Consider the following 25,688-nt stretch of genomic DNA (forward strand, 5'->3'; position numbering starts at 1 on the left):
ATTATTTTATCAGGTTAAAATCTAAATTAGATCCCGGCATTGTAGAGCTTATTTTTATATCACTTTTTGCTTCTAAATACTTATTTTTTATATCGTCTGGGACGTCTTTGAATTCATATACAATCTTATCCAATGGAATTTTACCGCCGATTTTTTCTTCAAATGGAAAACCATAAGGCAATATAGCAAGTTGAATACCACCAGAAGATGGAATTACCTGAATTAATGCAACATCTTCTAAATAGTCTGAAACTTTTGTGCCAATTACTGTCTCACCCGTAACAATTTTTACAATTTTAATTTCCATAATTTCCTCCTGATTTCAAGATTATACAATATTGAAACTTTGTCAATAACAAAATGAATATTTTTAATGTTGACAAAACTATTTGCTATAGTCTACAATAGGCATAGAAAAAATTGATTTTTTAAGGAGTGTGTATGAAGTTTTTGGCAAGTTTATTTATGGTAATGGTTTTTTTGACGACTACTGCTTTTGCCCAGACTCAGGATAAAGTTTTAGCCACTGTAAACGGGTACGAAATTACACAATCGGCTGTGGATAATATTATGAAATCTCTTCCTGCTGGTGTTGTTAATGATAAAAACAAAGAACAAGTAAAAGAAAATGTGCTTAATTCACTTATTAGTGAAAGAGTATTATTGGATGAAGCAAAGAAACTTAATTTAGAAAAAGACCCTGTAGTTGCCCAAGAAATTAAAGCTCAAACAGACAATATTTTGATCAATGCGCTTTTACAGAAGAAATTTGGAAATCAAAATTTTACACCCACTGACAAAGAAATAACTGACTTTTATAACCAAAATAAATCAAGATTAAAAGACTCTAAAGGACAACTGCTACCTTTAAGTAAGGTAAAACCTGAGATTGCTCAATATTTAACAAATATGAAAAAGAAACAAGCACTGGATCAATATATTGAAGAATTAAAAAAACAGGACAATATAAAAATTAACAAATAACAATGAAATTTTTAACGCTTATTATAGCGTTAGTTATGTTAGCTGGCTGCAGCTATACACCAAATATTTCTAAAATTGTAGAGCAGCAGCCAGTAATTGAGCGAAAAACAACTAAAGTTTCTACATTTTTGATTGCTGGTTTTTACCCATTTTGGGAGCAGAAAAAATTTCCACCACAAATTGCAATTAACGATAATATTAATTTGTTATATCATGCATTTGTTTGGCCCGATGAAAAAGGCAATCTTATTGTGCCTAAAAATTTTGATAATAGTGAAATTATAAATATAGCTCAAAATAAAAATATTAAAGTTTTATTATCAGTTGGTGGTGGCAACACCTCACAATCATTTTCTGTTGTTTTAAACAATAAGGATTTATTTTATAAGTTTGCTTACCAACTAATAAATTTTGTTGTTAAAAATAATTATAATGGAATTGATATTGATTGGGAATTTCCAAAAAATACAGATGATGCGTATAATTTAAACAAATTTGTAGAATTTTTGAGACAAAATCTTGGAGAAAACTATATAATAAATATAGACTTACCTTTTTCTAATTATAGTGGTAGGTATTTTGACATAGATTTTTTGAAAAATTTTGTTAATTATTTTGTAGTTATGACTTATGATTATTCAGGCGCATGGAGTAGCATTAGTGGATACAATGCACCGCTTACACCAGGCTTTTGTAATTCACACAGCATACAAAAAAGTATTGAATATTGGCTTGCAAGGGGTGTTAAATCTAAATCCATATTACTTGGCATACCATTTTATGGAAGAGCTTTTAATTCTGATGAGCCTTGTCAGGAATTTAACCAGTCTTTTGCTGCTACTTATAGAAATATTCTATCGCTCTTAAAAAGCGATGATTATCAGTATTTTTGGGATTTTATGACAAAAACACCATATCTTATAAATAAGAAAAATAGGATTTATTATAGTTTTGATGATCCTTCGTCTATTAATGCCAAGATTCGTTATGCTTTTGATATGAATCTGGGTGGCGTTGCTATTTGGGAGATAACTCAAGATATAGTAAATAATCACCATACTTTACTGCCAGATATAGCTCAAACAGTAAAAAATAATGAATTATTAAATTAAGAACAGATTTTGCTATATCATAATGGGTAGGAGGTATAACGTGTTAAGTGGTATTTATACATCTGCAAGCGCAATGATTATAGCAGCACAAAGGGTAAATAATATTGCAAACAACATTGCAAATGCAAATACAATTGGTTTTAAAAGTGAAGGTATAAATCAAAAAAGCTGGTCAGAAGTTAATGGTTATGCAAATGCTAATCTTCCAATACCACCGGACACTAAACTTGCTGCCAATTTTATAAATGAAACGGTGAATTCTGTTGTTCATATGGATAAAGATTATATAAATTTTTCTCAAGGTTCATTGGAGCAAACAGGAAATAAACTGGATTTTGCTATTGAAGGCAAAGGTTTTTTTGCTGTTTTAACACCAAACGGCATACAATACACAAGGGATGGTCAATTTGGTATAAACAATCAAGGAATATTGGTTCAAAGAGGTACAAATTATCCAGTTCTTGGTGATAATTATTTTAAAAATGGAAAATTTATCAAAGTCAGTTCTCAAACAACTTTTTCTCAAACTGGGGCTGTGTTAGAAAATGGTGCCCAAGTAGATACAATTGCAATAAGAGATTTCAACAATTATGCAAATTTAAGAAAGGTTGGAGATAATTGTTTTGTTCCAGTTAATAATATGCAACCACAGTTAACAGCGAGCTTTACTTTAAAAGAGGGTTATTTAGAACAATCAAACGTTAATATTGTAAAAGAAATGGTTGAACTTATACAAAACCAGCGCTCATATGATAGTTATCAGAAAGTTATATCAACATTTGCAAATCAATTGGTACCAAATACTATTCAAATAGGCAGTCTAACATAAAAAAGGAGGAAGTAAAAAATGATTAGGGCTTTGTGGACAGCAGCCACAGGCATGCAAGGCCAGCAAACAAATATAGACGTAATAGCAAATAACTTGGCAAACGTAAATACAGTAGGATTTAAACGTTCCAGAGCAGACTTTGAAGATTTAATATACCAAACGCAAAAAGAAGCAGGTGTAAACACTACATCCAACACTGTAGAACCAACAGGTATTCAAATTGGTTTAGGTTCGCAACTTGCAGATGTGTCAAAAAATTTCATGCAAGGAAGTCTTCAAGAAACTGGAAATCCACTTGATCTAGCTATACAAGGTAGTGGTTTTTTTCAAATAACAATGCCAGATGGTACAATAGCATATACTCGAGCTGGAAATTTTAAATTGGACAATAATGGAAGAATTGTTACTCCAGATGGTTACCCCTTATCGCCTGAGATTACTATTCCACAGGATACAACTTCAATAAGTGTGGGAAATGATGGCACTATATCTGTGTTGGAAGCTGGTCAAACAACGCCCACGCAGCTTGGTCAAATTCAGTTAGCTTTTTTTGCAAATCCAGCAGGTCTTAAAGCTATTGGTCAAAATCTATTTCAACAAACAGTATCATCAGGTACGCCTACGCTTGGTACACCTGGTATAAATGGTCTTGGCACTATTAACCAAGGTTATCTTGAAATGTCAAACGTTAGTGTTGTTCAAGAAATGGTTGATATGATTGCAGCGCAAAGAGCATATGAGACAAATGCAAAAGTTATACAAACATCTGATCAAATGTTGCAAACTGCCAATAATCTCAAGCAGTAGCTTACTATTAGTAATATTTATTTTAATATATGTTGTTGCACAGGCTTGTGATATCGATTTAATAAAAAATGTTGAAGTTAACTCAGATAGGATTTTTATATCTAATATAGCTTCAAAATATCCCAAAAATATAGAAAAAATGCCAGTTTCTTTAGCTCCTATGCCAAATGAAACTACAAAAATTGATGCCAATTATTTAAAAAGTGTATTAAATAGCAACAATATGCATTATAGTGTATGTGGAGAATATTCTATAGTAAAGAGAAAGGCATTTTTAATCACAGCTGATACCATATATAGATTAATGGGCGAAAAAGATTTAATTATACAAACAAAATTACCAATAGCTTTGCCTTACAATCATTATACTTTAAGTATTAGCGGTATAAAAAATTATGGCGAATATAGTTGGATCCAATTAACAGTTATACTTAATAATCAAGTTTATAGAAATTTTTTTATACAATATTTAAAAAAAATTAATTCTTTGGTACCCATAGCCAGTCAGGATATAAGAAGCTATCAGGTAATATCTAAAGACGATATAGAATACAAAAAGGTAGATTATGTGCCCTCTTATGTAATTACGAGTAAAGACTCAATTATTGGTGCAAAAGCGCTAGGGAACATAAAGCAAGGTAGTTACTTTACTTTTTATAATACCCAAAGACAAATGTTAGTTAATTATGGCGATATTGTAAGTGCTGTATATGATAAAGATGGTATTGATATACAAACAAGCGCAAAAGCTTTGCAAATGGGTTATAAAGGTGATATAATAAAAATAGAGTTTCATTCAAAAAGAATTGGCAATGCTAAGGTAATTGGTTTAAAAAAAGTTGAAATAATTCAATGAAAATTGTTGTAGGTATAAGCGGCGCAAGTGGTATTATATACGCGAGAAAATTGCTCGAATATTTAAGCTATACCAATAAATACAAAATTTATGCTGTAGCATCAAAAGAGGCAATCAATATTGCAAAAAAAGAGGCAAATATTGATTTAATAGATTTTTTTAAATTTTTAAACATAGAGTACTTTGATAACGATAATTTTTATTCTCCTATTGCCAGTGGTTCTTTTTTGGTTGATAAAACTATAGTTATACCATGTTCTGTTAAAACTCTAGCAAGCATTGCTTGCGGATTTTCTTATAATTTGATAACTAGAGTATGTGATATAGCAATAAAAGAAAGGCGAACTCTTACAATTTGTCCGAGGGAAATGCCTTTTTCTTCAATACATCTTGAAAATATGCTGAAGTTGGCAAAAATTGGTGTAAATATTGCTGTGCCTACTCCAGCTTTTTATGGTGACCCCAAAACAATAGATGACTTAGTCAATTTTGTTGTTGGTAAAGTATTAGATGTTACAGGTATTGAAAACGATATATATAAACGATGGAAATAAGAAGAACCTTTGGAAACATAAAACGATTTCGTGAAATATCATTTATACTTGCTAAATATGGCTTTGGTTTTGTTACAAAAAATATAAAGTTTCGAAAAACTAAAACCTCTACAACTCCAGAGCAGTTTAGAAAATTACTCGAAGAATTAGGGCCTACTTTTGTAAAATTTGGTCAGCTTTTATCCACTCAAGAAAATATTTTGCCATATGAATTTATAGAAGAATTAAAGAAACTTCAAGATGATGTTACACCTTTTGAATTTAGCAAAGTTAAGGCAATTATAGAAACAGAATTTAAAAAACCTTTGAATGAAATTTTTTCATATTTTAACGAAAATGTTGAAGCAAGCGCTTCACTTGGCCAGGTACACAAAGCAATTCTTGTTGATGGGCAAACTGTTGCCATTAAAGTAAAAAGACCAAATATAGAAAAAATTATACAATCTGATATAGAACTTCTAAAACAGATTGGTGATTATTTAAATTCAAAATTAAAATTATACTTTAATTTTGAAATTAAGCCTTTTATATTGGAGTTTGAAGAAACAATCAAAAAAGAGCTTGATTATGAGATCGAAGCTCAATACATGCAAACATTTAAAGAAAATTTGGCCCAATTTAAGAATGTTTATGTACCAAAGGTATTTTGGGAATACACCTCACGCAATGTACTTACTATGGAATTTATAGATGGCTATAAGGCAACAAACATAGAAAGCATCAGACAAGCAGGATTTGATACTCAAAAACTTGCTATAGAAGGCGCTAAGGTTTTTTGGACACAGATTTTTGATATTGGTCTATTCCATGCAGATCCACACCCGGGAAATATCATAATAATGCATGATGGAAAAATCTGTTACTTAGATTATGGAATGGTCGGTAGGGTTACAGAAGATGATAAATTAAATTTGGTAGAAATGATACTGGGATTTATACAAAAAGATGCTGATAAAATTTTGATATCTGTTTCAAATTTTACATTAAACGCAAATATCCTAAACAATGCTTACCTTAAATCAGATATTGTAGAACTAATAGACATATATCATTCTCTACCATTAAAAAGAATTGATATATCAAAGGTTTTGAGAGATTTATTTAGAATATTAAAAAAATATAATATTATAATAAGCAAAAACTCACTTAGACTTTTAAGGGCCATCATTATAGCAGACGGAGTTGGAAGACAATTTTATCCAGATTTTAACTTTACAGAAATAGCAAAACCTTATTTTGAAAGTTTTGCAAAAAAACTTTACTCACCTTTTAGAATTCTAAAAAAAATTCTACAACCTAATGCTACTTATGCGATAATAGCGAATAAAATTCCTTTTTTATTCAAAAAAGCTGAAGATGTTTTGGAAAGCGGTCAAGTAAAAATTGAAATTCAAATTAACGAACTTGATAAACTTATAAATACAATCCGTCTTGTAGCTAGGCAGATAGGTATTAGTTTGATAATTAGTTCCATTATACTTGGTACATCGATTTTAATAAAAGATCATTTAGGTAAAACTGTTTTTGGGCTCCCAATCAAATTAGTAATATCAGTAATTATTATAATAATTTTAGGAATAGGTATCTATAAAGCAGAAAAAGAACTCAAATAATTATACCGGCTACATTTATAAGCTGATTTTTTACCAAGTCTATTTCAAGTGGAGTTATTCTCCTTTTTGAAGAATTATATAACAATCTTATTGTAGGACGTGTTAAATTTTCTTGATTTACTTTTGAAACAACACCTATAAAATTTTTATATTTCCCGTTTAAAATGTACACGGTTGTACCAATAGGATAAATTGGAATAATATCAGAAAACACTCTAAATGCTTCAATATTGAGTTGCGTTCCAGCTAATCTTTTCATAATAAAAAAAGCCTGATCTGGAGTATAAGCAGATCTATATGCTCTAGGCGACACCAAAGCATCATAGATATTTGCGATGCTAACAATTTCGGCTAAAGGCATAATGTATCCTTCTTCTGTTGATTTATCTGGAGTTGGCAATAAATTGTTTCCTTTTAGTCCTCTTGGATAACCCAGACCGTCTTGTTGTTCATGATGTTGGTATGCTATATGAGAAGCAATGATTCCAACTTGCGTAATGTCTTTTAATACTAAATAGCCTATTTGAGGATGTTTTTTTATTAATTCATATTCTTGGCTAGAAAGTTTTCTTGGCTGAGTATATAGACTTTTATTTATTAGAATCCTACCTATATCGTGTAGCAAACAACCTTTTGCTAATTCAATAAGTTTCTTTTTTGTATATAATAGCTTATTTGCAAGCGCAACAGAAAGAATTGTAACATCAAGGCAATGCTGGTAAGTAAAACTATCCTGCCTTTTAAGGCTTGATAATCCATTTAAAACTTTTATATCAGCCAACGAATTAACAATATCAAAAGCTATAGATTCTATCGACTTAATAAAAGGAGAATCAGCTAACTTTTTTTTAATTTCACCTTTTTCTATTTTTTTTACAATCTCTTTATAATCATCTACATTATCATCTTTCGTAGGAGTTACTACATCAAAAACTTTTTTGATAGTTTTTATTGCTTTATTTTTTAGCTCATCACTTATTTCATCTTCTATAATAATATCTTTTGTATCATCGTCTTCGACATATACAAATTGATAACCATATTTATCAAGTATAATGAATGTAATGTTCGTCTAACTTTACACCTTTATTTAAAAGAACCTGGCCTTTTTCGTTTACAATAGCTTTTCCTAAAATGTCATTAGGTTTAAGTGATTTTACTGAAACTAAGTACATTTAGTATTAATTATTTTGCTCTTTTTTGTATATTCTTTCGTATTCACCAAGAAAACTATCTATACTATCTCTGAGATTTGTTAGTATCTCAGCCCATTTTGCTAAGTTATCCCTGCCGGCTTTTGTAATGGCATAAATTCGCCTTGCATTGCCCTTTTCTTGCAAATTCCATTTGGATTTAATAAGTCCCTCTTTTTCCATTGTACGAAGAGTTTTGTAAACATAACCTAGCTCGTAATTTTCATAATGTATACCCATATTCTTTAATTTTTCGATTAAATCATAGCCATGGGATTCTTCTATGCCAATGAAAAAAAGTAAAAAAGCTCTTAAAAATCTTGGTGGACGTTCTCCGGGATATTCTTTACACCAACCTTTTATTTTAATTTGCGATTCCATTAGACACCTCCAACATATCTATTTTAGTAATATACTTTACTTTTTCAATAGGAATAATGTGATTTTGACTGACACAACATAATTCCACAGCATCTTTAATACTAAATGGGAAAATATATAATCTCTCTAAATAGGTAACAGTTGCATAAGAGTTAATTGATCTTGCAATATCTCTTGCAAGTGCTCTAATGTAGGTTCCTTTGGAACAGGTTATCTTTATCTCTAAGACACCATTATTGTAATTTAATATATCAATAGATGATATGTAAACTGTTTTTTTGGGTAAAACAACGTGTTGGTTTGAAAGTGCATATTTATAGAGCCTTTTGCCATATACTTTAACATTAGAATATATAGGCACAATTTGTTCAATTTTACCGATGAAATTTTGTGTGATGGTTTTTAATATATCATCTAAATTGGGTATTTTATTATTTTGATACACAATGTTTCCTGTAATATCTAGTGTATCTGTCTCAAAACCAAATGTTATTTTTGCTTTGTATACTTTATAGCTTTTTTCAAAAAAAGATAATAATTTTGTGGCTTTTCCTATTCCAATAACCATTAATCCACATGCAAATTTATCTAAAGTCCCGCTATGACCAACTTTAACATTAAAAATTTTTTTTATTTTTTTAACGACATCAAATGAAGTAATACCGCTTGGTTTATCAATAAGCAGAATACCATTCATGATAAAAAAGAAAAAGCTTTAATAAGTTTTTCTTTAATACCTTCTATACTACCTTCCAGTTCAAATCCAGCGGCATTTTTATGTCCACCGCCACCAAAAGATGCTGCAATATTTGATACATCTACTTCATCTTTCGAACGTAAACTTACTTTTATAAAATTTGGTCTATCTTCCCTTAATAGAACTCCTACTTCACAACCTTTTACACTTCTTGCAATATTAACAAAACCTTCTGTATCATCTGAAGTAGTGTTTGTCTCATTATACATTTTTTGTGTAATATGCATTATTATAAGTTTATTGTTGTAATAAGGTGTTATTGTATTTATAGCCTGCCCCATTAATTTTAATGTAGATAATTTTTTAGATTCATATATATTATATGCGATTTTCCACGGCTTAACGCCTAAGTCTATAAGATCTGAAGCGATTCTAAAAGCATTTGCGCTAGTTGATGAATACCTAAAAGATCCCGTGTCTGTTAATATACTTAAGTATAAGTATTCTGCTGTTTTAAGACTTATTGGTATATTATTAAACTTTAAAATTTCGTAGATTAAGCAACCTACTGCAGCTGCCTGTGGTACGACATAATTAATATTGCCATATTGTGTATTTGTTGGGTGATGATCTATATTTATTAAAATCTTGTCTTTAACATAATTTTTGTCAAGTTTAGTCCTTTCAAAATCAGCACTATCTACTGTAATAATAACTTGAGCTTTTTCATTGTTTTGTAGTTGTAAAATATTCTTTACATCATCAAGAAAAAAGTATAAATCAGATATTTTGGATGTATTTGCTACGATAGTATTTTTACCATATTCAGTTAGCGCTTTATAAAGAGCTAAACTTGAGCCTATTGCATCACCATCCGGATCTTTATGCCCTACAATGAGAAAATCATTGTAATTTTTTAAATAATATCCAATTTTTTCTAATATATGTTCACTCATTTTTAATCTGCCTCAATATTTCATCAATTTTAAAACCATTTTCAATGGATTTATCGTAAACAAACCTAAATGTTGGCTTGTTACGCAACTGTATTTTTTCACAAGTTTTTCTGCTTATGAAGCCGCTGGATTTATTTATTAGGTTAGTAATTTCTTTTTTTGAAATTTCACTTAATTCACAACTAAAGTAAATCTTTGCGTATTTAAAGTCTTTGCTTAATTCTACATCTGTTATTGTAACGCTTTTTAAGCGTTCGTCATTAAGATCAAATTCAATAACATTTGCAATTATTTTTTTCAGCGTACTTGATACTCTTTGTGTTCTTTTATAAGGTTTTGTATTCATAATATCTGCCTTTCTATATGTAAAATTTCTATTAAATAATTATTTAAAATGAAATTATAAATGTTGTCCATAAACTTTTCGGTTGCACTTTTTTTATTAGAAACCGTAGCAATTGCCAATGTAGCTTTATTATAAAGTATCTTTTCTGATACATCTGCAACAGACACATTATAATTTGCCCTTAGTTTGTTAATAATGCTTGAAATTATGTTTCTTCTATCTTTTATATTAAAAGCATCTTTTAATAATAATTCAACAATAAGTATGCCAATAAACAAAATACCACACACCTCTAAAGTGTTTTTTTAATCTCTTTTAATATATATGATTCGAGCTGATCACCAACATTTATATCGTTAAACTTGTCGATTCTAATACCACACTCATATCCAGCAACAACTTCCTGGACATCATCTTTAAATCTCTTTAAAGATGCAATAGATCCCTCAAAAATTATTACGCCATTTCTAATAACACGTATTTTTGAATTTCTTGTAACTTTACCGTAAGTTACATAACATCCTGCTACATTACCAATTTTTGGCACGCTGAAAACTTCCCTGACATCTATTCTACCTAAGATCTCCTCTTCAATGGTTGGTGAGAGTAAACCGGATAAGGCTTTTTTTATATCTTCTATAATATCGTATATAATTTTGTATGTTCTAATTTCGACTTTTAAATCATTTGCAAGTTTTAGGGCATCATTTGAAGGCCTTACATTGAATCCTATTATAATTGCATTGGAAACACTTGCTAAATTTACATCAGATTTTGTAATCTCGCCTACGCCAGAATGTATTATTTTAACAGCAACTTCATCTGTTGATACTTTCTGGACAGAATTTGAAATTGCTTCAATAGAACCAAACACATCAGCTTTTATCAAAATTGGAAGTTCTTTTATTTGACCTGAAGATAAGCTTTCAAATATATTTTCTAAGCTAACAGCAGATTTTTTTTGTAAACTTGCCTTGTATTTTTCTTTTCTTTCTTCAGCTATCGATTTTGCTGTTTTTTCATCTTTAACCACAAATAACACATCCCCTGCTTCCGGCACATCGTGGAGACCAAGAATTTCCACAGGCATTGAAACTGTGGCTTTTTTAACTCTTTTTCCTTTATCGTCAATAAGTACTTTAGCTTTACCGTAAGCAATACCAGCTACTATGCTATCTCCTACATTTAGTGTACCTTCTTGAATAACAACATCGCAAACAGGTCCCCTTTGCTTGTCAAGTTTTGCTTCTAAAACAATACCTTTTGCGCGCTTGTTTGGATTTGCTTTTAATTCCATAATCTCTGCTTGTAGCAAAATACTCTCAAGCAAATCATCAATACCAATATTTTTTTTTGCGCTTACATTTACAAATAAATTTTCCCCCCCCCACTCTTCTGGTATTATATTGTGATGAGACAGTTCTTGCTTTACTTTATCTGGGTTAGCATTTGGTTTATCTATTTTATTTATTGCTACAACAATAGGAACATTTGCTGCCTTTGCATGGTTTATTGCTTCTATTGTTTGTGGCATTACACCGTCATCAGCTGCTACAACAAGAACAACAATATCAGTTAAAAGTGCACCTCGGGCTCTCATTTCTGTAAATGCTTCATGTCCTGGTGTGTCTAAAAAAGTAATTTGCTTACCTTTATAGTTAACAGAATATGCGCCAATATGCTGTGTAATTCCACCTGATTCTTTCGCAACTACATGTGTGTGTCTAATTGCATCAAGTATTGAAGTTTTTCCGTGATCAACATGCCCCATTACTGTAACAATTGGAGGTCGTGGCTGTAAATCTTTTTCATCATCGAGACTTTCCGTTTCTTCTAAAATGGTTTTTTCTAAAGTTTTTTCTTCAACCTCTACGCCATAGTCTTGAGCAATTATTTTTGCGGCATCTAGATCTATAATGTCGTTTTTTCTAACCATTATGCCAAGTGCAAATAATTTTTGAATTATTTCTGAAAAATCTACATCAAGCATCGATGCAAACTCAAACACTGTAGTGTTTTTTCCTATTTGAATTGTCTTGATTTGCTCTTCTTGTTCTTCTTTGGATGGTTTTTTATAGTGCTTTTTTTTGCCCTTTAATTTTTGTGGCAGCGATGCTTCAATAAGCTCCTTTTTTTTAGCACTTATAAACTCAGGTCGCTTTTCTTTTGGTTTTTCTTTAAGCTTTTCGTCAATTTTAGGTTTTTCTTCCATTTTTTGCTTTTTTTGTTTTTGTGATTCTTCTTTTTCTGGAGTTTTTTGTGGTTTTTCTTTATTTTCTAACTTATCTAATATATCATCCGGTATTGTACTAAAATTGCTTTTAACATCAATTCCCAAATTGTGTAGTCTTTGTATAAGTACGCTACTTTTTATATTAAGCTTTTTCGCTGCTTCATATACTCTCACTAATTACCCCCTTTAAGTGGTTTGATTTAATACATCGAAGATCTTTTGAGCTCTTTTTTCACCAATACCTTTTATATTTTTTAAATCATCGAGACTTAAAGTTTTTAATTGCTCTAAAGATCTAATTCCGCTATCATAGAGCTTATTTGCTAAATTTTCTGTTATCGATTCAACTGACATTAATTCATCGATTATTTCTTCTTTTGTTTTTTCGGTTTCTTTAGGTTTTTCTTCTTGAATATTTTTATCCATTTCGGATTCTTTTATTATGTCGATATTAACACCAGTAAGTTTTGCTACAAGTTTCACATTAACTCCCATTTTGCCAATAGCAGCTGAAAATTCTTCATCGGGAACATATACTTTTGCCCTTTTTTCATCTTCATAAAGTTCTATATAGGATACTTTGCTAGGTGCTAGGGCATTTTTAATGTAAATGCTTAAATTTGCACTCCATCTTATTACATCAACCTTTTCGTCGCCCAATTCTTTTACAATTGCAGAAATACGAGTTCCTTTTGCACCAACACATGTACCGATCGGATCAATTTTTGAATCTTTTGAGTAAACCGCTACTTTTGTACGTTTTGACGGTTCTCTAGCTATAGCTTTTATTTCTACACTACCGTCTCTTACTTCTGGAACTTCTTTCATGAAAAGCTCTTTTACAAAACCAGGATGCGTTCTTGAAAGAATAAGTTTAACACCTTTTGGTTCTTCAAGTACATCCATTACGTAAGCTTTTATAGTTTCACCAACCACGTATTTATCGCCTGGAGATTGTTCTTTTTTTGGTAGTATTCCTATAGCATTTTTAAAATCAACTATACAATCATTATAAACACCTACGCTCCATATTTCACCTGTTACAATTTTACCTATTTTTTTTTTGTAATCTTCGTATGTTACGCGTTTTTCTAAATCTTTAAACATTTTAGACATAACATTTTTGGCAGTAGAAACTGCAATTCTGCCTAATTCTTCTGGATCAAACTCCACATCTACATAATCACCAATATTTACATTTGGATCGATTTTTCTAGCTTCTTCAAGTGAAATTTCATTATGCTTTTTTGGCGTTTCAACAACCCTTTTTTCTATATAAATGTTAAAAATCTGATTTTGAGTATCTAGAGAAGTTTTTACTACACAATCCTCTCCATATTTTTTAGCAATTGAAATCTTTATAGCTTCAGCAAGTGATTCAATTACAGCTGAAGAATTTATATTGTGTTCCTTTGCTATTACATTTGCAATCTCAAATATTTCTCTCACTGCTTCCCCCACTAAATTAAGTTTAACTTAGCTTTTTTAATATCTTTATAATCAATGAAAATTTTTGATTGGCCACTTTGAATTTCAACGCCATCATCCGTTACACTAACAATTTTTCCTGAAATGTTCTTTTGATTATCTATTGGATTAAATAGATTAATTAAGCACTCTTTACCAATTGAGTCTTCATAGTGTTTTTTAGTTTTAAGGTTCCTGTTTATGCCAGGACTTGAAACTTCAAGAATATAACTTTCTTGTATAATATTTTCAACATCAAGGACAACAGATATGTGTTTACTTACCACTTCACAGTCATTTAAGCTTACGCCACCAGCTTTATCTATGTATACAGTAAGCTTTCCTTTTTTAGAACCTTTTGAGTATGTTAGGTCATACAATTCATAACCCATAGCTTCTATGGAATTTTTCAAAATTTTTGTAAGAGTCTCTTCAAAAACATTCATTTTACAACCTTTACGCCCTCATATAATGTAGGGAGAAATTACACAAAAAAATTACAAGCAACATTGTTAATATACATAAATTTATGAGATAAGTCAAGGTATAAAAACGGTTTAGTAGTAGCTTGACTTATTAAGAAAATTATTTACAATAACGAAAAAGTGGTGGGAGACCTTATGTTAAAAAATTTGGTTTTGCTTTGCGTAATCCTTTTGGTGTCTTCTTGTGTTTCTAATCAACAGATACAAAATATAAATTATAAATTGAGTAAAATTGAAAATGCGACAGATCAAAATAGCAGGGATTTGGATATTATAAAACCAAAAGTGCATGCAATAGAAGAAAAATTAAATGCACTAACAAAAAAAATAGATTTATTAGAAAATTCTACAAATTCAACTAAAAAAGTCAAAATTTCAGAAAAAACTGTTGTAGAAGCAAGTTTTGACAATAGCACAAATAATATAATAAGTAAAATTCCTCCAGCTAAAGTTGTATTTTCAAAAAACACTCAAGAAATTCAAAAAAAAGTTGAAAACAACGAAATCAAACAAAAAAAAGAACAAGAAAAAGCTAGTAAAAAAACCGCTTCACCTTCTTCTGAGGCTTTGGAAGTATATAATGATGCCCTATCTATATACATGAAAAGAGATTTTTCAAAAGCTTTGGAAAAATTTTTATTATTTTTAAAAGATTATCCACATACAACATTGGAACAAAATGCTGTATTTTGGATAGGAAATAGTTATTATAATTTAAACGATTATGATAAAGCATTGAATTATTTTTCTGATTGTCTAAATAATTTTCCCAAAAAACCTACATTAGAAGGTGGTAAAACTGATGCATGCTTGTTTATGTTATACAAAACCTACAAAGCAATGGGTAACACGCAAAAAGCTTATGATTATTTAATGCAATTAAAAAAAGAATATCCAATAAATCCATATTTTGAGTTTAGAGGTGTTAAAAAATAATGCTAAAAATATTTAATACACAAACAAAAAAGTTAGAAGAATTTGTACCTTTAAATGATAACATTGTTACAATGTATGTATGTGGTGTTACCGTTTATGATTACTGTCATGTTGGACATGCCAGAAGCGCTATATGTTTTGATGTGATATATAGATATTTATTATATAAAGGCTATGATGTAAAGTTTGTTAAGAATTTTACAGATATAGATGATAAAATTATCAATAAAGCTAATGAAGAAAACAAGCCCTTTGATGAAATTAGTGAAAAATACATAAAAGAATTTTACACAGATATGGAAGCTATTGGCATAAAAAAACCAACATTTGAGCCAAAAGCAACCATGCATATAAAAGATATAATCGATTTTATATCAAAGCTAATTGAAAAAGGTTACGCTTATGAAGTTGATGGCGATGTTTACTACAGTGTTAGCAAATTTGAAGCCTATGGTAAGTTGTCACATAAGAAAATTGAAGAGCTAAAAGCTGGGGCAAGGATTGATATAAACGAAAACAAGAAAGATCCACTGGATTTTGTTTTATGGAAAAAATCTAAACCTAACGAACCAAGCTGGGATTCGCCATGGGGTAAAGGCAGACCAGGCTGGCATATTGAATGTTCTGTAATGAGTATGTACTATTTAGGTGAAACTATAGATATTCACGGTGGTGGTGAAGATTTAATTTTTCCTCACCATGAAAACGAAATAGCTCAAAGTGAAGCCTTAAGTGACAAACAATTTGTAAGATACTGGATACATAACGGTTTTATTAAGATTAACAACGAAAAAATGTCTAAATCATTGGGTAACTTTTTTACAATAAGGGATGTATTAAAAAAATTTAATGGAGAAACACTTAGATATTACATGCTTCTTACGCATTACAGAAATCCAATTGACTTTTCATATAATGGGCTTTTGGCTGCAAAAGAAGCTCTAAATCGCTATTATACATTTTTAATGAGGCTTGATAATACTAAATTTGGCGATGAAGCTTTTAGGATTGATTCGATTGAAACATTAATTTTTAACTTTGAAAATGCTATGGATAATGATTTTAATACACCTCAAGCTATTGCCGAAGTATTTAACTGCATAAAAGATTTCAATCTTTATCTAGACACTTGCCAAAAAAACAATCTAACGCCATCTTTACAATTAAAAAAAACCTTTTTAAATTCTATGTCTAAAATTGCACAGGTTTTGGGAGTATTTGATAAATCTTATAAAGAATGGTATAATTTAGAAAATAACCAATGGATAGAAGAAAAAATTAAGCAAAGAAACAAAGCAAAAAGGGAAAAAAATTATGCATTAGCAGATAGTATACGTAATGAATTGCTTAATGCAGGTATTATTTTAGAAGATTATAAAGATAAAACTATATGGAAAAAAATAAAATAAAAATTAAAGAAAAAGAATCAGAAGTAAAAGATTCTATAAATCAATACCTTGATGAAATATCAAAAATCCCTCTTCTAACAAAAGACGAAGAAATTGAATTAGCTAAAAAAATTCAAAAGGGTGATAAAGAGGCGCTAAAAAAACTTGTTAAGCATAATTTAAGATTTGTCGTATCTATTGCTCAACGTTATAAAAATTTTGGTGTTCCGCTTTCTGATTTAATTAATGAAGGCAATATTGGGTTAATTAAAGCTGCTTCAAAATTTGATCCAGACAAAAATATTAAGTTTATTTCATATGCTGTATGGTGGATAAAACAAGCAATATTAAAAACATTAAGCGAGCAAACTTCACCAATTAAAATACCCATTAAAGCACGGGCCAAATCAAATAAGTTAAACTATATAAAAGATGCTTATTTTAGAGAATTTGGCGAAGAAATGGACAATGAAGAAGCTTCTAAAGTAAGCGGTTTTAGTGAAAAAGAAATTAGAGATATTGAAACTGGCAGACTCAAATTTAATTCTTTAGATAAAGCCATAGGAGAAGATGGTGACAACAATCTACTGGATGTTTTAGAAGATGAAAGCGTATCTGTAGAAGATGAATTCATTTATGAATCAAGTATTAATGTTCTTAGAAAACTTTTAAAACAATTACCAAATAGGCAACAAGATATTATTAAAATGAGATTTGGGCTTGATTTAGATAGACGATATACTTTAGACGAGATTGGAGAAAAATACCATATATCAAAAGAAAGAGTTAGGCAAATAGAAAAAGAAGCTCTAAATAAACTTAAAAAAATGTTTGATAGATGACAATGGATCCTTATAAAGTTTTAGGTTTAACAAATGATGCAAGTATAGATGATGTAATTAAAGCATACAGACAGTTAGCTAAAAAATATCACCCTGATTTAGCAAAAAACGAAGAAGAAAAACTATATTTGTCAAGCATTTTTCAAGATATTACAAATGCATATAACCAGATTAAAAATTCACATCAAAAAACGCAAAACGTATTTACAACACAAATTGACAGTGATTATGCAAAATACCTTCTTTTTAAAGCAGAAGATTTCTTAAATAAAAACGAAATAGACAATGCGTTAAATACATTAAAAATACTTCAAAAAAATCATGAAAATGCCAAAATTTATTTTCTTTTTGCAAAAGCATATATGGCAAAGGGCTACTACAAACAGGCTATTGATTATTTTAGAAAAACATTAGAGCAGGAAAACTATAATGTAGATGCTTTACTTGGACTTGCAAACTGCTATGAAAAAATTGGTTTAAAAAATACAGCAAAAAAAGTATATAAAGAAATTTTAGAGTGGGAACCAAATAATAAAATTGCTTTAAATAGACTTAATGAATTTGAAAAGAAACAAACACTTATAGAAAAACTATTATCAGGTTTTGGGAGCAAAAAAAATAAAAAAGCTACTCCATAAACTGTTTACTCTAAACGATACGCCAAAAAAAATTGCTCTTTCATTTGCAATAGGGGTATTTATATCTATAACGCCAACGTTTGGATTTCATACAATACTGGCTATTATTATTGCTTTTTTGTTTCAGCTAAACAAAATATCTATAATAATCGGTACACTTTTAAACAATCCTTGGACAACTGTGTTTGTTTATGCATTATCATATAAAATTGGTGCTTTATTATTAAATACTAAATTGAATGTAATTAATAACTTTTCAATTGATTTTTTGCTACATAAAGGTTTGCATATTTACCTAATAACATGGTTTGGGAGCATAATAATTGCAATACCAGTTTCTGTATTTTTTTATTTTATTGTAAAATTTGTATTGGAAAAACGAAAAAAAATAAAAAATGAAGTAAATGAGATCGCATGAAAGCACTTTTTTTATCAGACATACATTATAAAGGTAATGAGGAATTTTTGGTTTTTTTAGATACAATATACAAGCAATACGATAGAATATACATAGTTGGCGATTTATTTGAATTTTACTATGGTTATGAATTTTTGTTTTGTCAGCATATTAAGCTCATTAGCCTACTTAAAAAGATATCTGAGGAAAAAAAAGTTTACTTATTTGAAGGAAACCACGAATACAGGCTTGAAGCAATAAAAAAATTTTTACCAAAAATTGAGGTTGTTAAAAAAGAGTTAATAGAAAATATTGATTCAAAATTATTTTATATTGAACATGGTGATTGTATTGATAAAAAGGATAAAGCTTATCTAATGTTTCGCAATATCCTTAAAAATCGTTTTACTCTAATGCTTATAAATTTGATATCACCTGTTTTTTTGCTTAAATTAGCAAATATTGCATCAAAAATAAGCAAAAAAAACTTAAAAAACAAAACTTTAAGAAGAACAGATGCTGCCTTAGAAGAATTTGCCCAAAATCTAATTAAAAAAGGATTTGACTTTGTATTATTCGCACATACTCACAACCCTGTGCTAAAACAAATAAATAATGGAATATATGTCAATATTGGTGATTTTTGTGAAAATTTTACATATGTTGAATTTGATAAGACTATAAAAATCAGGCGATACCAAAGTGAAAATAGTTGAAGCTGGAAATTTTGAAATCTATAATATTAAACCTAACGCAATACCAATAATTCTAAACTGTAATGCATTTGGAAGTGGAGAACATGAAACTACAAAAAGCTGTTTAGAGATTATTTCAAAAATAGATTTGCATGGTAAAAAAGTGCTTGATGTAGGCTCAGGTACAGGCATTTTAAGCTTTGCAAGTCTAAAAAAAGGTGCAAAATTGGCTGTGTGCTTTGACATTAGCCTTGAGGCTTGCATAAATTTAAAAGAAAACGCTCAATATAACCGCTTAAACAAAATATACACTGTATGCTCAACTATCGATGCTATAAAATCAACATTTGATGTTATATTTGCAAATATATACTCAAGTATAATTTTATCCAATATTAAAAAAATTGATGATTTATTGAATAAAGGCGGTTTACTTATTGCTTCTGGTATAAATTATGAATATAATTTTGAAATAAGAAACGAATTTACTAAATTGGGCTATGAAACACTAAAAACTATGTTTTTGGAAGATTATGTTACAATGGTGTTAAAAAAATGAATGAAGAAGAAGCAAAAAAAAGGATTGAACAATTAAGGCGGGATATTAACCGTCACAATTATTATTATTATGTACTAAACAAACCTGTGATTTCTGATAGTGAATACGACATGCTAATGAGAGAGCTTATAAATTTAGAAAAACAATATCCACAATTTTTCGATGAAAATTCGCCAACACAGAAAGTAGGCTCTGATATTTCAGAAAAATTTGAAAAAGTTGAACACAAGTACAGAATGTATTCTTTAGAAGATGCTTTTAGCGAAGAAGAAGTAATAGAATTTGATAAAAGAATAAAGCGTAATTTAGGAATAGAAGAAGATATAGCTTATAGTGTTGAACCAAAATTTGACGGTGTATCAGTAAATATAGTTTATGAAAATGGTAAGCTCAAAGTTGCTTCTACAAGAGGCGATGGTATAATTGGTGAAGATATAACAAAAAACATAAAAACAATAAAAAATTTACCGCTTATTTTGCTTGTTGATAATCCACCTAGTTTTTTAGATGTCCAAGGTGAAGTTATATTAACAAAAGAAGAATTTAAAAAGATTAATGAATACAGAGAAGAAATGGGTTTGCCGCTTTTTGCAAATCCAAGAAATGCAGCAGCAGGTTCTCTAAAGCAATTGGACCCAAAAGAAACTGCTAAAAGAAACTTAAAAGTTTTTGTTTATTATATTAGAGGTATTGAAAACTATCAAATTCCCAAAACACAGACACAAAGCCTTCAGATCCTAAAAGAACTTGGTCTACCAGTTAGCGAATTAAATAGATTTTGTAAAAATATTTTTGAAGCTATAGATTATCGTCAAACATTTTTAAAAGCAAGGCAGGATTTACCATATGAAATAGATGGTATGGTTTTTAAAGTTGATGATTTTTTGTTGCAGGAAAAATTGGGTTACACCAGTAAATATCCAAAATGGGCAATAGCTTTTAAATTTCCTCCAATGCAATCTACCACAGTTGTAGAAAATATAATTTTTAATGTTGGAAGAACTGGAATTGTTACGCCAGTTGCAATCCTAAAACCTGTAAAAATTGGTGGTGTAACAATATCACGAGCAAGCCTTCATACATTTGATGAATTGTTCAAAAAAGATATAAGAATTGGTGATCATGTGTTTGTTCAAAGAGCCGGAGATGTAATACCTGAAGTTGTAGCAAGTATAAAAGAGAAAAGAACTGGTAAAGAAATACAGATTAAAAAACCTACAAACTGTCCTGAATGTAATTCTTTATTACAAGAAGAAGGCGCATATTTGGTGTGTCCAAATATAGATTGCAGGGCACGCATTGTTGAATCAATTAAACACTTTGCACAAAAAAATGCTATGAATATAGAAGGTCTTGGTGATAAAATTATACAACAACTTGTAGACAAAAAAATTATTGAAAGTGTAAGCGATATTTACAATCTTGATGAAGACAAATTATTGAAATTAGATCGGATGGGCTCAAAGCTTGCAAAAAAGATACTTGAAAATATTCAAAAAAGTAAAAGAACAACTTTTGCTAGATTTTTATATGCACTTGGCATAAAGCATGTGGGAGAATTTGTGGCAAGTAAACTTGCTCTTAATTTTAAACTTGAAGAGTTAATTGAGCTCAAAAATGAGGAAAAATTGATGCAAATAGATGGAATAGGTCCAGAAATAGCTCAAAGTGTGGTAAATTTTTTTAAAGAACAAAGAAACGTAAATACTGTTAAAAATCTGCTTAAGCATATTAGCTTTATTGATACTAAAAGTTCTGCAAAATTGCAAAACAAAACATTTGTATTTACTGGCGCTTTAAATATTCCAAGAAGTAAAGCAAAAGAAATGGTAGAAAATCTTGGTGGTATAGTTAAAGATAACGTATCAAAAGACATAGATTATCTGGTTGTTGGTGAAAAAGCCGGTAGTAAGCTTGAAAAAGCTAAAAAATTTGGTATTACAACTATAAGTGAAGAAGAGTTTTTAAAGTTGGTTGGAAATGAATCACGAGATTGATCCAAAGTGGTTTGGGTCTTTATTTGGTATAATAGCATTTATTGTTAGTTGTTTGATATTTGTGTATTTAAGTAGTGATTTTTTTTATTCTACATTGAAAATAATAGTTACTTCAATAAGCTTTTATATGTTTGGCATAGTAGTGGCGACGATATTTAATTACATTTCAAATTCAGATAAAAGTAATCAAAATAGCATTTAATATTTTATGGGTTTTAATAATGTAAGTTTTAATGACGAGCAAATTAAATATTTCTACCCTATTGTTAAAAGGATGGTCAGAAAAATTGTTGTAAAAATGCCAGAATCTTATGATGAAGATGATTTTGTTCAGGTTGGAATGATTGGACTTTTAAAAGCATTTGAAAATATTGATACTACAAAAGATGAAAAAGCTTTCTACAAATATGCTTTATTAAAAGCAAAGGGTGCAATACTTGATAAGCTGCGTAGTGTAGATGTAGTTTCACGATACACAAGAGATAAATTAAAAAGCATTTCTAAAGCACATAAAGAATTTTTAAAAGAAAATATTTTTGATGCATCAGAAAAAAGCATTGCAGCAAAAGCAGGTATGACAATGAAAGAATATCATAAAACAATGCTTGAAGTATCAAATTTAGATATTGTAAGCCTTGATGAAATGTTAGAAGACGAAATTAGTTTACAAGAATCTATTGAAGATAAAAATTCAAAATCAGCAATAAACATTTTAGAAGAAAGCGAACAAATTAATATGTTAACAAAAGCTTTAAGTAAACTTTCAAAAATAGAACTTGATGTGTTATCGATGTATTATTATGAGGATTTTAGCGTAAAAGAAATTGCACAAATTATTAAAAAAACTCAAAGCAGAGTATCTCAGATTAAAACGAATGCCATAATAAAGCTAAAACATTTAATTGAACAAGAATATACAAAATATTAATTAAAATTTGACACAATAATAAATTTATAGTAAAAATTATCTAATATTAGAAGGGGATCATGTCAAAACAAATGGATGAAAATTTCTTAAAAGAAAATCTAAAAAGAGATTTAAAAAATAGGCACATCCAGCTTATTGCTTTGGGTTCTGCTATTGGCGTTGGTTTATTTTTAGGTTCTGCAACAGGCATAAAATTTACAGGACCATCATTAATCTTGTCTTATATTTTGGTAGGATTGGTTGTTTTTATTGTTTTAAGAGCACTTGGTGAAATTGCAGTAGTGTATCCTGTATCTGGAAGCTTTAGTGCCTGGGCTGATCACATATTAGGACCAATGGCTGGTTATATAACAGGGTGGACTTATTGGTTTATGTGGACGGTTACAGTTATGGCAGAAATAACTGCCGTTGGCATTTATGTTACTTTTTGGTTTCCAAGTGTACCTCAATGGATTCCTGCACTCATATCCGTTATATTGATAACGCTTTTAAATCTAGTTGCAGTAAAAGTTTATGGAGAAACAGAATTCTGGTTTTCTATAATTAAAATAGTTACAATTCTGTTTTTTATTGTAGTAGGGGCTTTTATAATCTTTTTTGGGTTTGGTAATCACGGAATTCCTACTGGATTTAGTAATTTGTATAAGTATGGTGGTTTTTTTCCTAATGGATTAAAAGGTTTTTTGTTTTCGCTTATTATAGTAGTGTATGCGTATTTAGGTATAGAAATTGTAGCAGTTACTGCAGGAGAAGCTCATGATCCAAATGTAACTTTACCTTCAGCAATTGATAAAGTTATATACAGAATAATTTTATTTTATGCTTTACCAATGATTGTAATATTATCAATATATCCATGGTTTAAAATCGGCACATTTGGAAGCCCTTTTGTAGAAAGTTTCTCAAAACTGGGTATAGCAAAAGCTGCAAGTATTATAAATTTTGTTGTTATAACTGCAGCGCTTTCCAGCACAAATGGTGGTTTATTTTCAACTGGACGAATGCTTTATTCTCTTTCACTTCAAAAAAATGCCCCTTCAAGTTTTTCAAAGTTAAGCAATAATAAAGTACCATACATAGGCATTATTTTTTCTTCGATAGTAATGTTAATTGGTGTAATATTAAATTATTTTATACCTAAACAAGTATTCACAATTATAACAAGTGTTGCTACCACAGGGGCATTGTATGTCTGGCTTCTTATACTTATAATGCATATGAAGTTTAGAGGTTCCTTAGAAAAAAGTGAATTGCCTAAATATCGCCTACCATTTTATCCGTTTTTAAATATTTTGGGTATTGCCTTTTTGATTATGGTAATTATAGTTATGGCATTTATGCCAGATGGCAGAATTGCTTTGTATGTAGCTTTTCCATGGTTTGGTTTGCTTATTGCAGCATACTATTTGTTTGGATTAAACAAAAAAAGCAGTACGTAAAATAGCTTGACATAGGCTTTATAAAAATATAAACTAAACACTCGATTAATGCGCAAAGGAGGTATCCATGCACCTTAAAAAAACCCTGCTTTCTATATCCATTTTAGCTTTGTTTGCAAATACTGCATTTGCTTTATCTTTGAGTGAAGTCCAGACTTTAAGCTCAAACAATAACTACCAGATAAAACAGTACGAATCTCTTTATGAGTCTTCCAAAGAATTAAAGCAAAGTGCTTTTAAAAGTTTTCTGCCAAATCTATCTACAAGTTACTCATATACAAGGCTTGATGAACCACCATACCAGATTGTTAATGGAAATAAGATGATTATGGGCTCAAACAATAACTACCAGTGGAATGTAACCATAACACAGCCAATTTTTACAGGCTTTTATTTAATTAATAAGTACAAGTATGCAAAGTATGATGAAGCATTTTCAAAAGCAAACTTAGAGGTTATAAGAAACCAGGTTATAACAAATGCAAAAATAGCTTACTTTAATGTATTGTACAACCAAAAGATGCTGGAAACAAGACAACTTGCAGTTGCTCAGTATGAATCACACCTAAAAGACGCTCAAAGCTTTTACAAACAGGGTCTTATACCAAAGGTAGATTTACTAAAATCAGAAGTAGCTTACTCAAATGCAAAGCAAGAGCTAAAACAAGCCTACTCAAACCTTACAGATGCAATAGCTCAGCTAAACCAATTGCTAAATGAACCCATAGATAAAACACATACATTTGAACAGGTAGCAGATGTGGTGGATTTAAAAACACCACTTGACTCACTCTATGCCCAAATAGACAACCGCCCGGATATAAAAGCTCTAAGCTATGCAATCCAGAAGGCTAATGCACAGGTAGGTATGGTAAAGTCTGGCTATTACCCACAGCTACAACTAAGAGCAAACTACAACAGAAATGGTCAAAACCTTGATATGAGCAATAACCCATACTCAGATAACTCTATATACAGCTTAAACATCATAGCAAACTGGGATGTATTTGACTGGGGTAAAACCAAAAACGATGTCCAGGCTGCAAAACTACAAGAAATAGCCCTGCAAAATGAGCTAAATAACCTCAAAACACAATCCAAAACTCAAATACTTAACGCATATGACCAGGCTCAGGTAGCATACCACAATATATCTGTAGCCCAAACTGCACTTGCTCAAGCAAACGAAAACTATAAACTAACCAACGAGCGCTACTTAAACCAGCTTGCAACTTCAACAGACATACTTGATGCAAGAGCGCTTCTAACGCAGGCTGAAGCTAACTACTATGGAGCTATCTACGGTTACTGCATAGCTTTGGAAAAACTTGCAAATGCTGTTGGTAAAACAGATGA

The 25,688-nt window shown here is 30.0% G+C and carries 30 protein-coding genes; 19 read left to right on the plus strand and 11 right to left on the minus strand.

Annotated elements, in window-relative coordinates; genetic code table 11:
• Position 1: 1 nt before the first annotated feature.
• Entirely contained in the window at positions 2 to 307 is a 306-nt protein-coding gene (locus BLQ93_RS04300; RefSeq protein WP_092128422.1) for a hypothetical protein, read from the minus strand.
• Between the two features lie 134 nt (positions 308 to 441).
• Here BLQ93_RS04300 and BLQ93_RS04305 point away from each other — a divergent pair, with 134 nt between their 5' ends.
• From BLQ93_RS04305 to BLQ93_RS04335, 7 genes are read left to right on the plus strand one after another with little or no spacing between them, the layout of a single operon-like run.
• Entirely contained in the window at positions 442 to 984 is a 543-nt protein-coding gene (locus tag BLQ93_RS04305) for a SurA N-terminal domain-containing protein (RefSeq protein ID WP_092128424.1), read from the plus strand.
• A 2-nt stretch (positions 985 to 986) separates the two neighbouring features.
• A complete protein-coding gene (locus BLQ93_RS04310) occupies positions 987 to 2,096 on the plus strand; it encodes a glycoside hydrolase family 18 protein (RefSeq protein WP_092128425.1) in 1,110 nt (369 codons plus the stop codon).
• A 40-nt stretch (positions 2,097 to 2,136) separates the two neighbouring features.
• Positions 2,137 to 2,925 carry a flagellar hook-basal body protein gene (locus BLQ93_RS04315; protein ID WP_159427488.1) on the plus strand — a complete coding sequence of 263 codons (789 nt, stop codon included), beginning with the start codon at positions 2,137 to 2,139 and terminating at the stop codon, positions 2,923 to 2,925.
• 18 nt (positions 2,926 to 2,943) lie between these two features.
• A complete protein-coding gene (flgG, locus tag BLQ93_RS04320; protein WP_092128429.1) occupies positions 2,944 to 3,732 on the plus strand; it encodes a flagellar basal-body rod protein FlgG in 789 nt (262 codons plus the stop codon).
• Positions 3,671 to 4,588 carry a flagellar basal body P-ring formation chaperone FlgA gene (flgA, locus tag BLQ93_RS04325; RefSeq protein WP_159427489.1) on the plus strand — a complete coding sequence of 306 codons (918 nt, stop codon included), beginning with the start codon at positions 3,671 to 3,673 and terminating at the stop codon, positions 4,586 to 4,588. Before flgG ends, flgA begins: the two co-directional genes overlap by 62 nt.
• The gene (locus tag BLQ93_RS04330) at positions 4,585 to 5,142 is read left to right on the plus strand and encodes a UbiX family flavin prenyltransferase (protein WP_025391953.1); all 558 of its coding nucleotides are present in this window, start codon (positions 4,585 to 4,587) and stop codon (positions 5,140 to 5,142) included. The genes flgA and BLQ93_RS04330 overlap by 4 nt, the downstream gene beginning before the upstream one ends.
• Positions 5,133 to 6,755: an ABC1 kinase family protein gene (locus BLQ93_RS04335; protein WP_092128432.1), complete on the plus strand. Its 1,623-nt coding sequence runs from the start codon at positions 5,133 to 5,135 to the stop codon at positions 6,753 to 6,755. Before BLQ93_RS04330 ends, BLQ93_RS04335 begins: the two co-directional genes overlap by 10 nt.
• Here the strand turns inward: BLQ93_RS04335 and BLQ93_RS04340 are convergent.
• The 10 genes from BLQ93_RS04340 to BLQ93_RS04380 all read right to left on the minus strand — a co-directional run bounded on the left by BLQ93_RS04340 (position 6,748) and on the right by BLQ93_RS04380 (position 14,474).
• Complete coding sequence (locus BLQ93_RS04340; protein ID WP_143338685.1) at positions 6,748 to 7,536, minus strand: HD domain-containing phosphohydrolase; 789 nt, start codon at positions 7,534 to 7,536, stop codon at positions 6,748 to 6,750. The genes BLQ93_RS04335 and BLQ93_RS04340 overlap by 8 nt on opposite strands.
• A 265-nt stretch (positions 7,537 to 7,801) precedes the next feature.
• The gene (locus BLQ93_RS09735; RefSeq protein WP_281182321.1) at positions 7,802 to 7,930 is read right to left on the minus strand and encodes a hypothetical protein; all 129 of its coding nucleotides are present in this window, start codon (positions 7,928 to 7,930) and stop codon (positions 7,802 to 7,804) included.
• Between the two features lie 6 nt (positions 7,931 to 7,936).
• A complete protein-coding gene (locus BLQ93_RS04345; protein WP_025391956.1) occupies positions 7,937 to 8,329 on the minus strand; it encodes a PadR family transcriptional regulator in 393 nt (130 codons plus the stop codon).
• Positions 8,313 to 9,026 (minus strand): tRNA pseudouridine(55) synthase TruB, encoded by a 714-nt coding sequence (truB, locus tag BLQ93_RS04350; protein ID WP_025391957.1) that lies wholly within the window; start codon positions 9,024 to 9,026, stop codon positions 8,313 to 8,315. Before truB ends, BLQ93_RS04345 begins: the two co-directional genes overlap by 17 nt.
• Positions 9,023 to 9,982, minus strand: a complete 960-nt coding sequence (locus BLQ93_RS04355) for a DHH family phosphoesterase (protein WP_092128436.1) — start codon at positions 9,980 to 9,982, stop codon at positions 9,023 to 9,025. Before BLQ93_RS04355 ends, truB begins: the two co-directional genes overlap by 4 nt.
• Complete coding sequence (gene rbfA / locus BLQ93_RS04360; RefSeq protein WP_025391959.1) at positions 9,975 to 10,328, minus strand: 30S ribosome-binding factor RbfA; 354 nt, start codon at positions 10,326 to 10,328, stop codon at positions 9,975 to 9,977. The genes BLQ93_RS04355 and rbfA overlap by 8 nt, the downstream gene beginning before the upstream one ends.
• Entirely contained in the window at positions 10,325 to 10,606 is a 282-nt protein-coding gene (locus BLQ93_RS04365) for a DUF503 domain-containing protein (RefSeq protein WP_025391960.1), read from the minus strand. The genes rbfA and BLQ93_RS04365 overlap by 4 nt, the downstream gene beginning before the upstream one ends.
• 14 nt (positions 10,607 to 10,620) lie before the next feature.
• Complete coding sequence (gene infB, locus BLQ93_RS04370) at positions 10,621 to 12,735, minus strand: translation initiation factor IF-2 (RefSeq protein ID WP_025391961.1); 2,115 nt, start codon at positions 12,733 to 12,735, stop codon at positions 10,621 to 10,623.
• A gap of 12 nt (positions 12,736 to 12,747) precedes the next feature.
• Positions 12,748 to 14,010, minus strand: coding sequence for a transcription termination factor NusA (gene nusA / locus BLQ93_RS04375; RefSeq protein ID WP_159427490.1), 1,263 nt, complete (start codon positions 14,008 to 14,010; stop codon positions 12,748 to 12,750).
• An 11-nt stretch (positions 14,011 to 14,021) separates the two neighbouring features.
• Positions 14,022 to 14,474 (minus strand): ribosome maturation factor RimP, encoded by a 453-nt coding sequence (locus BLQ93_RS04380; protein WP_092128440.1) that lies wholly within the window; start codon positions 14,472 to 14,474, stop codon positions 14,022 to 14,024.
• 174 nt (positions 14,475 to 14,648) lie between these two features.
• On the opposite strand from BLQ93_RS04380, the gene BLQ93_RS04385 reads away from it, so the two are divergent.
• The 12 genes from BLQ93_RS04385 to BLQ93_RS04440 form a co-directional block, all read left to right on the plus strand.
• The gene (locus BLQ93_RS04385) at positions 14,649 to 15,449 is read left to right on the plus strand and encodes a tetratricopeptide repeat protein (RefSeq protein ID WP_092128442.1); all 801 of its coding nucleotides are present in this window, start codon (positions 14,649 to 14,651) and stop codon (positions 15,447 to 15,449) included.
• Positions 15,449 to 16,858 carry a cysteine--tRNA ligase gene (gene cysS / locus BLQ93_RS04390; protein ID WP_092128444.1) on the plus strand — a complete coding sequence of 470 codons (1,410 nt, stop codon included), beginning with the start codon at positions 15,449 to 15,451 and terminating at the stop codon, positions 16,856 to 16,858. The genes BLQ93_RS04385 and cysS overlap by 1 nt, the downstream gene beginning before the upstream one ends.
• Positions 16,840 to 17,679 carry a sigma-70 family RNA polymerase sigma factor gene (locus BLQ93_RS04395; RefSeq protein WP_092128446.1) on the plus strand — a complete coding sequence of 280 codons (840 nt, stop codon included), beginning with the start codon at positions 16,840 to 16,842 and terminating at the stop codon, positions 17,677 to 17,679. Before cysS ends, BLQ93_RS04395 begins: the two co-directional genes overlap by 19 nt.
• A 2-nt stretch (positions 17,680 to 17,681) precedes the next feature.
• Positions 17,682 to 18,317, plus strand: a complete 636-nt coding sequence (locus BLQ93_RS09740; protein WP_092128448.1) for a J domain-containing protein — start codon at positions 17,682 to 17,684, stop codon at positions 18,315 to 18,317.
• Positions 18,283 to 18,735, plus strand: a complete 453-nt coding sequence (locus BLQ93_RS04405; RefSeq protein ID WP_025391968.1) for a DUF2062 domain-containing protein — start codon at positions 18,283 to 18,285, stop codon at positions 18,733 to 18,735. The genes BLQ93_RS09740 and BLQ93_RS04405 overlap by 35 nt, the downstream gene beginning before the upstream one ends.
• Complete coding sequence (locus BLQ93_RS04410; protein WP_025391969.1) at positions 18,732 to 19,430, plus strand: UDP-2,3-diacylglucosamine diphosphatase; 699 nt, start codon at positions 18,732 to 18,734, stop codon at positions 19,428 to 19,430. Before BLQ93_RS04405 ends, BLQ93_RS04410 begins: the two co-directional genes overlap by 4 nt.
• Positions 19,417 to 19,968, plus strand: a complete 552-nt coding sequence (locus tag BLQ93_RS04415) for a 50S ribosomal protein L11 methyltransferase (protein WP_025391970.1) — start codon at positions 19,417 to 19,419, stop codon at positions 19,966 to 19,968. The genes BLQ93_RS04410 and BLQ93_RS04415 overlap by 14 nt, the downstream gene beginning before the upstream one ends.
• On the plus strand, positions 19,965 to 21,965 hold the full coding sequence (gene ligA, locus BLQ93_RS04420; RefSeq protein ID WP_092128450.1) for an NAD-dependent DNA ligase LigA: 2,001 nt from the start codon (positions 19,965 to 19,967) through the stop codon (positions 21,963 to 21,965). Before BLQ93_RS04415 ends, ligA begins: the two co-directional genes overlap by 4 nt.
• Positions 21,949 to 22,167, plus strand: a complete 219-nt coding sequence (locus BLQ93_RS04425; RefSeq protein ID WP_025391972.1) for a hypothetical protein — start codon at positions 21,949 to 21,951, stop codon at positions 22,165 to 22,167. The genes ligA and BLQ93_RS04425 overlap by 17 nt, the downstream gene beginning before the upstream one ends.
• A 6-nt stretch (positions 22,168 to 22,173) precedes the next feature.
• Positions 22,174 to 22,893, plus strand: a complete 720-nt coding sequence (locus BLQ93_RS04430) for a sigma-70 family RNA polymerase sigma factor (protein WP_025391973.1) — start codon at positions 22,174 to 22,176, stop codon at positions 22,891 to 22,893.
• 59 nt (positions 22,894 to 22,952) lie between these two features.
• Positions 22,953 to 24,332, plus strand: a complete 1,380-nt coding sequence (locus BLQ93_RS04435) for an amino acid permease (protein ID WP_092128452.1) — start codon at positions 22,953 to 22,955, stop codon at positions 24,330 to 24,332.
• Positions 24,333 to 24,399: 67 nt separating this feature from the next.
• Positions 24,400 to 25,688: TolC family protein (locus tag BLQ93_RS04440; protein WP_092128454.1), on the plus strand; the 1,289-nt coding region annotated here is incomplete at its 3' end.

Origin of the sequence: Desulfurella multipotens (assembly GCF_900101285.1) — a bacterium.
In the GTDB taxonomy this organism is placed as follows: Bacteria; Campylobacterota_A; Desulfurellia; order Desulfurellales; family Desulfurellaceae; genus Desulfurella; species Desulfurella acetivorans.

Coding starts and splice junctions, on each gene's coding strand:
- BLQ93_RS04300 (WP_092128422.1), bottom strand. CDS start 307: ATGGAAATTAAAATTGTAAAAATTGTTACGGGTGAGACAGTAATTGGC.
- BLQ93_RS04305 (WP_092128424.1), top strand. CDS start 442: ATGAAGTTTTTGGCAAGTTTATTTATGGTAATGGTTTTTTTGACGACT.
- BLQ93_RS04310 (WP_092128425.1), top strand. CDS start 987: ATGAAATTTTTAACGCTTATTATAGCGTTAGTTATGTTAGCTGGCTGC.
- flgG (WP_092128429.1), top strand. CDS start 2,944: ATGATTAGGGCTTTGTGGACAGCAGCCACAGGCATGCAAGGCCAGCAA.
- flgA (WP_159427489.1), top strand. CDS start 3,671: ATGCAAAAGTTATACAAACATCTGATCAAATGTTGCAAACTGCCAATA.
- BLQ93_RS04330 (WP_025391953.1), top strand. CDS start 4,585: ATGAAAATTGTTGTAGGTATAAGCGGCGCAAGTGGTATTATATACGCG.
- BLQ93_RS04335 (WP_092128432.1), top strand. CDS start 5,133: ATGGAAATAAGAAGAACCTTTGGAAACATAAAACGATTTCGTGAAATA.
- BLQ93_RS09735 (WP_281182321.1), bottom strand. CDS start 7,930: ATGTACTTAGTTTCAGTAAAATCACTTAAACCTAATGACATTTTAGGA.
- BLQ93_RS04345 (WP_025391956.1), bottom strand. CDS start 8,329: ATGGAATCGCAAATTAAAATAAAAGGTTGGTGTAAAGAATATCCCGGA.
- truB (WP_025391957.1), bottom strand. CDS start 9,026: ATGAATGGTATTCTGCTTATTGATAAACCAAGCGGTATTACTTCATTT.
- BLQ93_RS04355 (WP_092128436.1), bottom strand. CDS start 9,982: ATGAGTGAACATATATTAGAAAAAATTGGATATTATTTAAAAAATTAC.
- rbfA (WP_025391959.1), bottom strand. CDS start 10,328: ATGAATACAAAACCTTATAAAAGAACACAAAGAGTATCAAGTACGCTG.
- BLQ93_RS04380 (WP_092128440.1), bottom strand. CDS start 14,474: ATGAATGTTTTTGAAGAGACTCTTACAAAAATTTTGAAAAATTCCATA.
- BLQ93_RS04385 (WP_092128442.1), top strand. CDS start 14,649: ATGTTAAAAAATTTGGTTTTGCTTTGCGTAATCCTTTTGGTGTCTTCT.
- cysS (WP_092128444.1), top strand. CDS start 15,449: ATGCTAAAAATATTTAATACACAAACAAAAAAGTTAGAAGAATTTGTA.
- BLQ93_RS04395 (WP_092128446.1), top strand. CDS start 16,840: ATGGAAAAAAATAAAATAAAAATTAAAGAAAAAGAATCAGAAGTAAAA.
- BLQ93_RS09740 (WP_092128448.1), top strand. CDS start 17,682: ATGGATCCTTATAAAGTTTTAGGTTTAACAAATGATGCAAGTATAGAT.
- BLQ93_RS04410 (WP_025391969.1), top strand. CDS start 18,732: ATGAAAGCACTTTTTTTATCAGACATACATTATAAAGGTAATGAGGAA.
- ligA (WP_092128450.1), top strand. CDS start 19,965: ATGAATGAAGAAGAAGCAAAAAAAAGGATTGAACAATTAAGGCGGGAT.
- BLQ93_RS04425 (WP_025391972.1), top strand. CDS start 21,949: ATGAATCACGAGATTGATCCAAAGTGGTTTGGGTCTTTATTTGGTATA.
- BLQ93_RS04430 (WP_025391973.1), top strand. CDS start 22,174: ATGGGTTTTAATAATGTAAGTTTTAATGACGAGCAAATTAAATATTTC.
- BLQ93_RS04435 (WP_092128452.1), top strand. CDS start 22,953: ATGTCAAAACAAATGGATGAAAATTTCTTAAAAGAAAATCTAAAAAGA.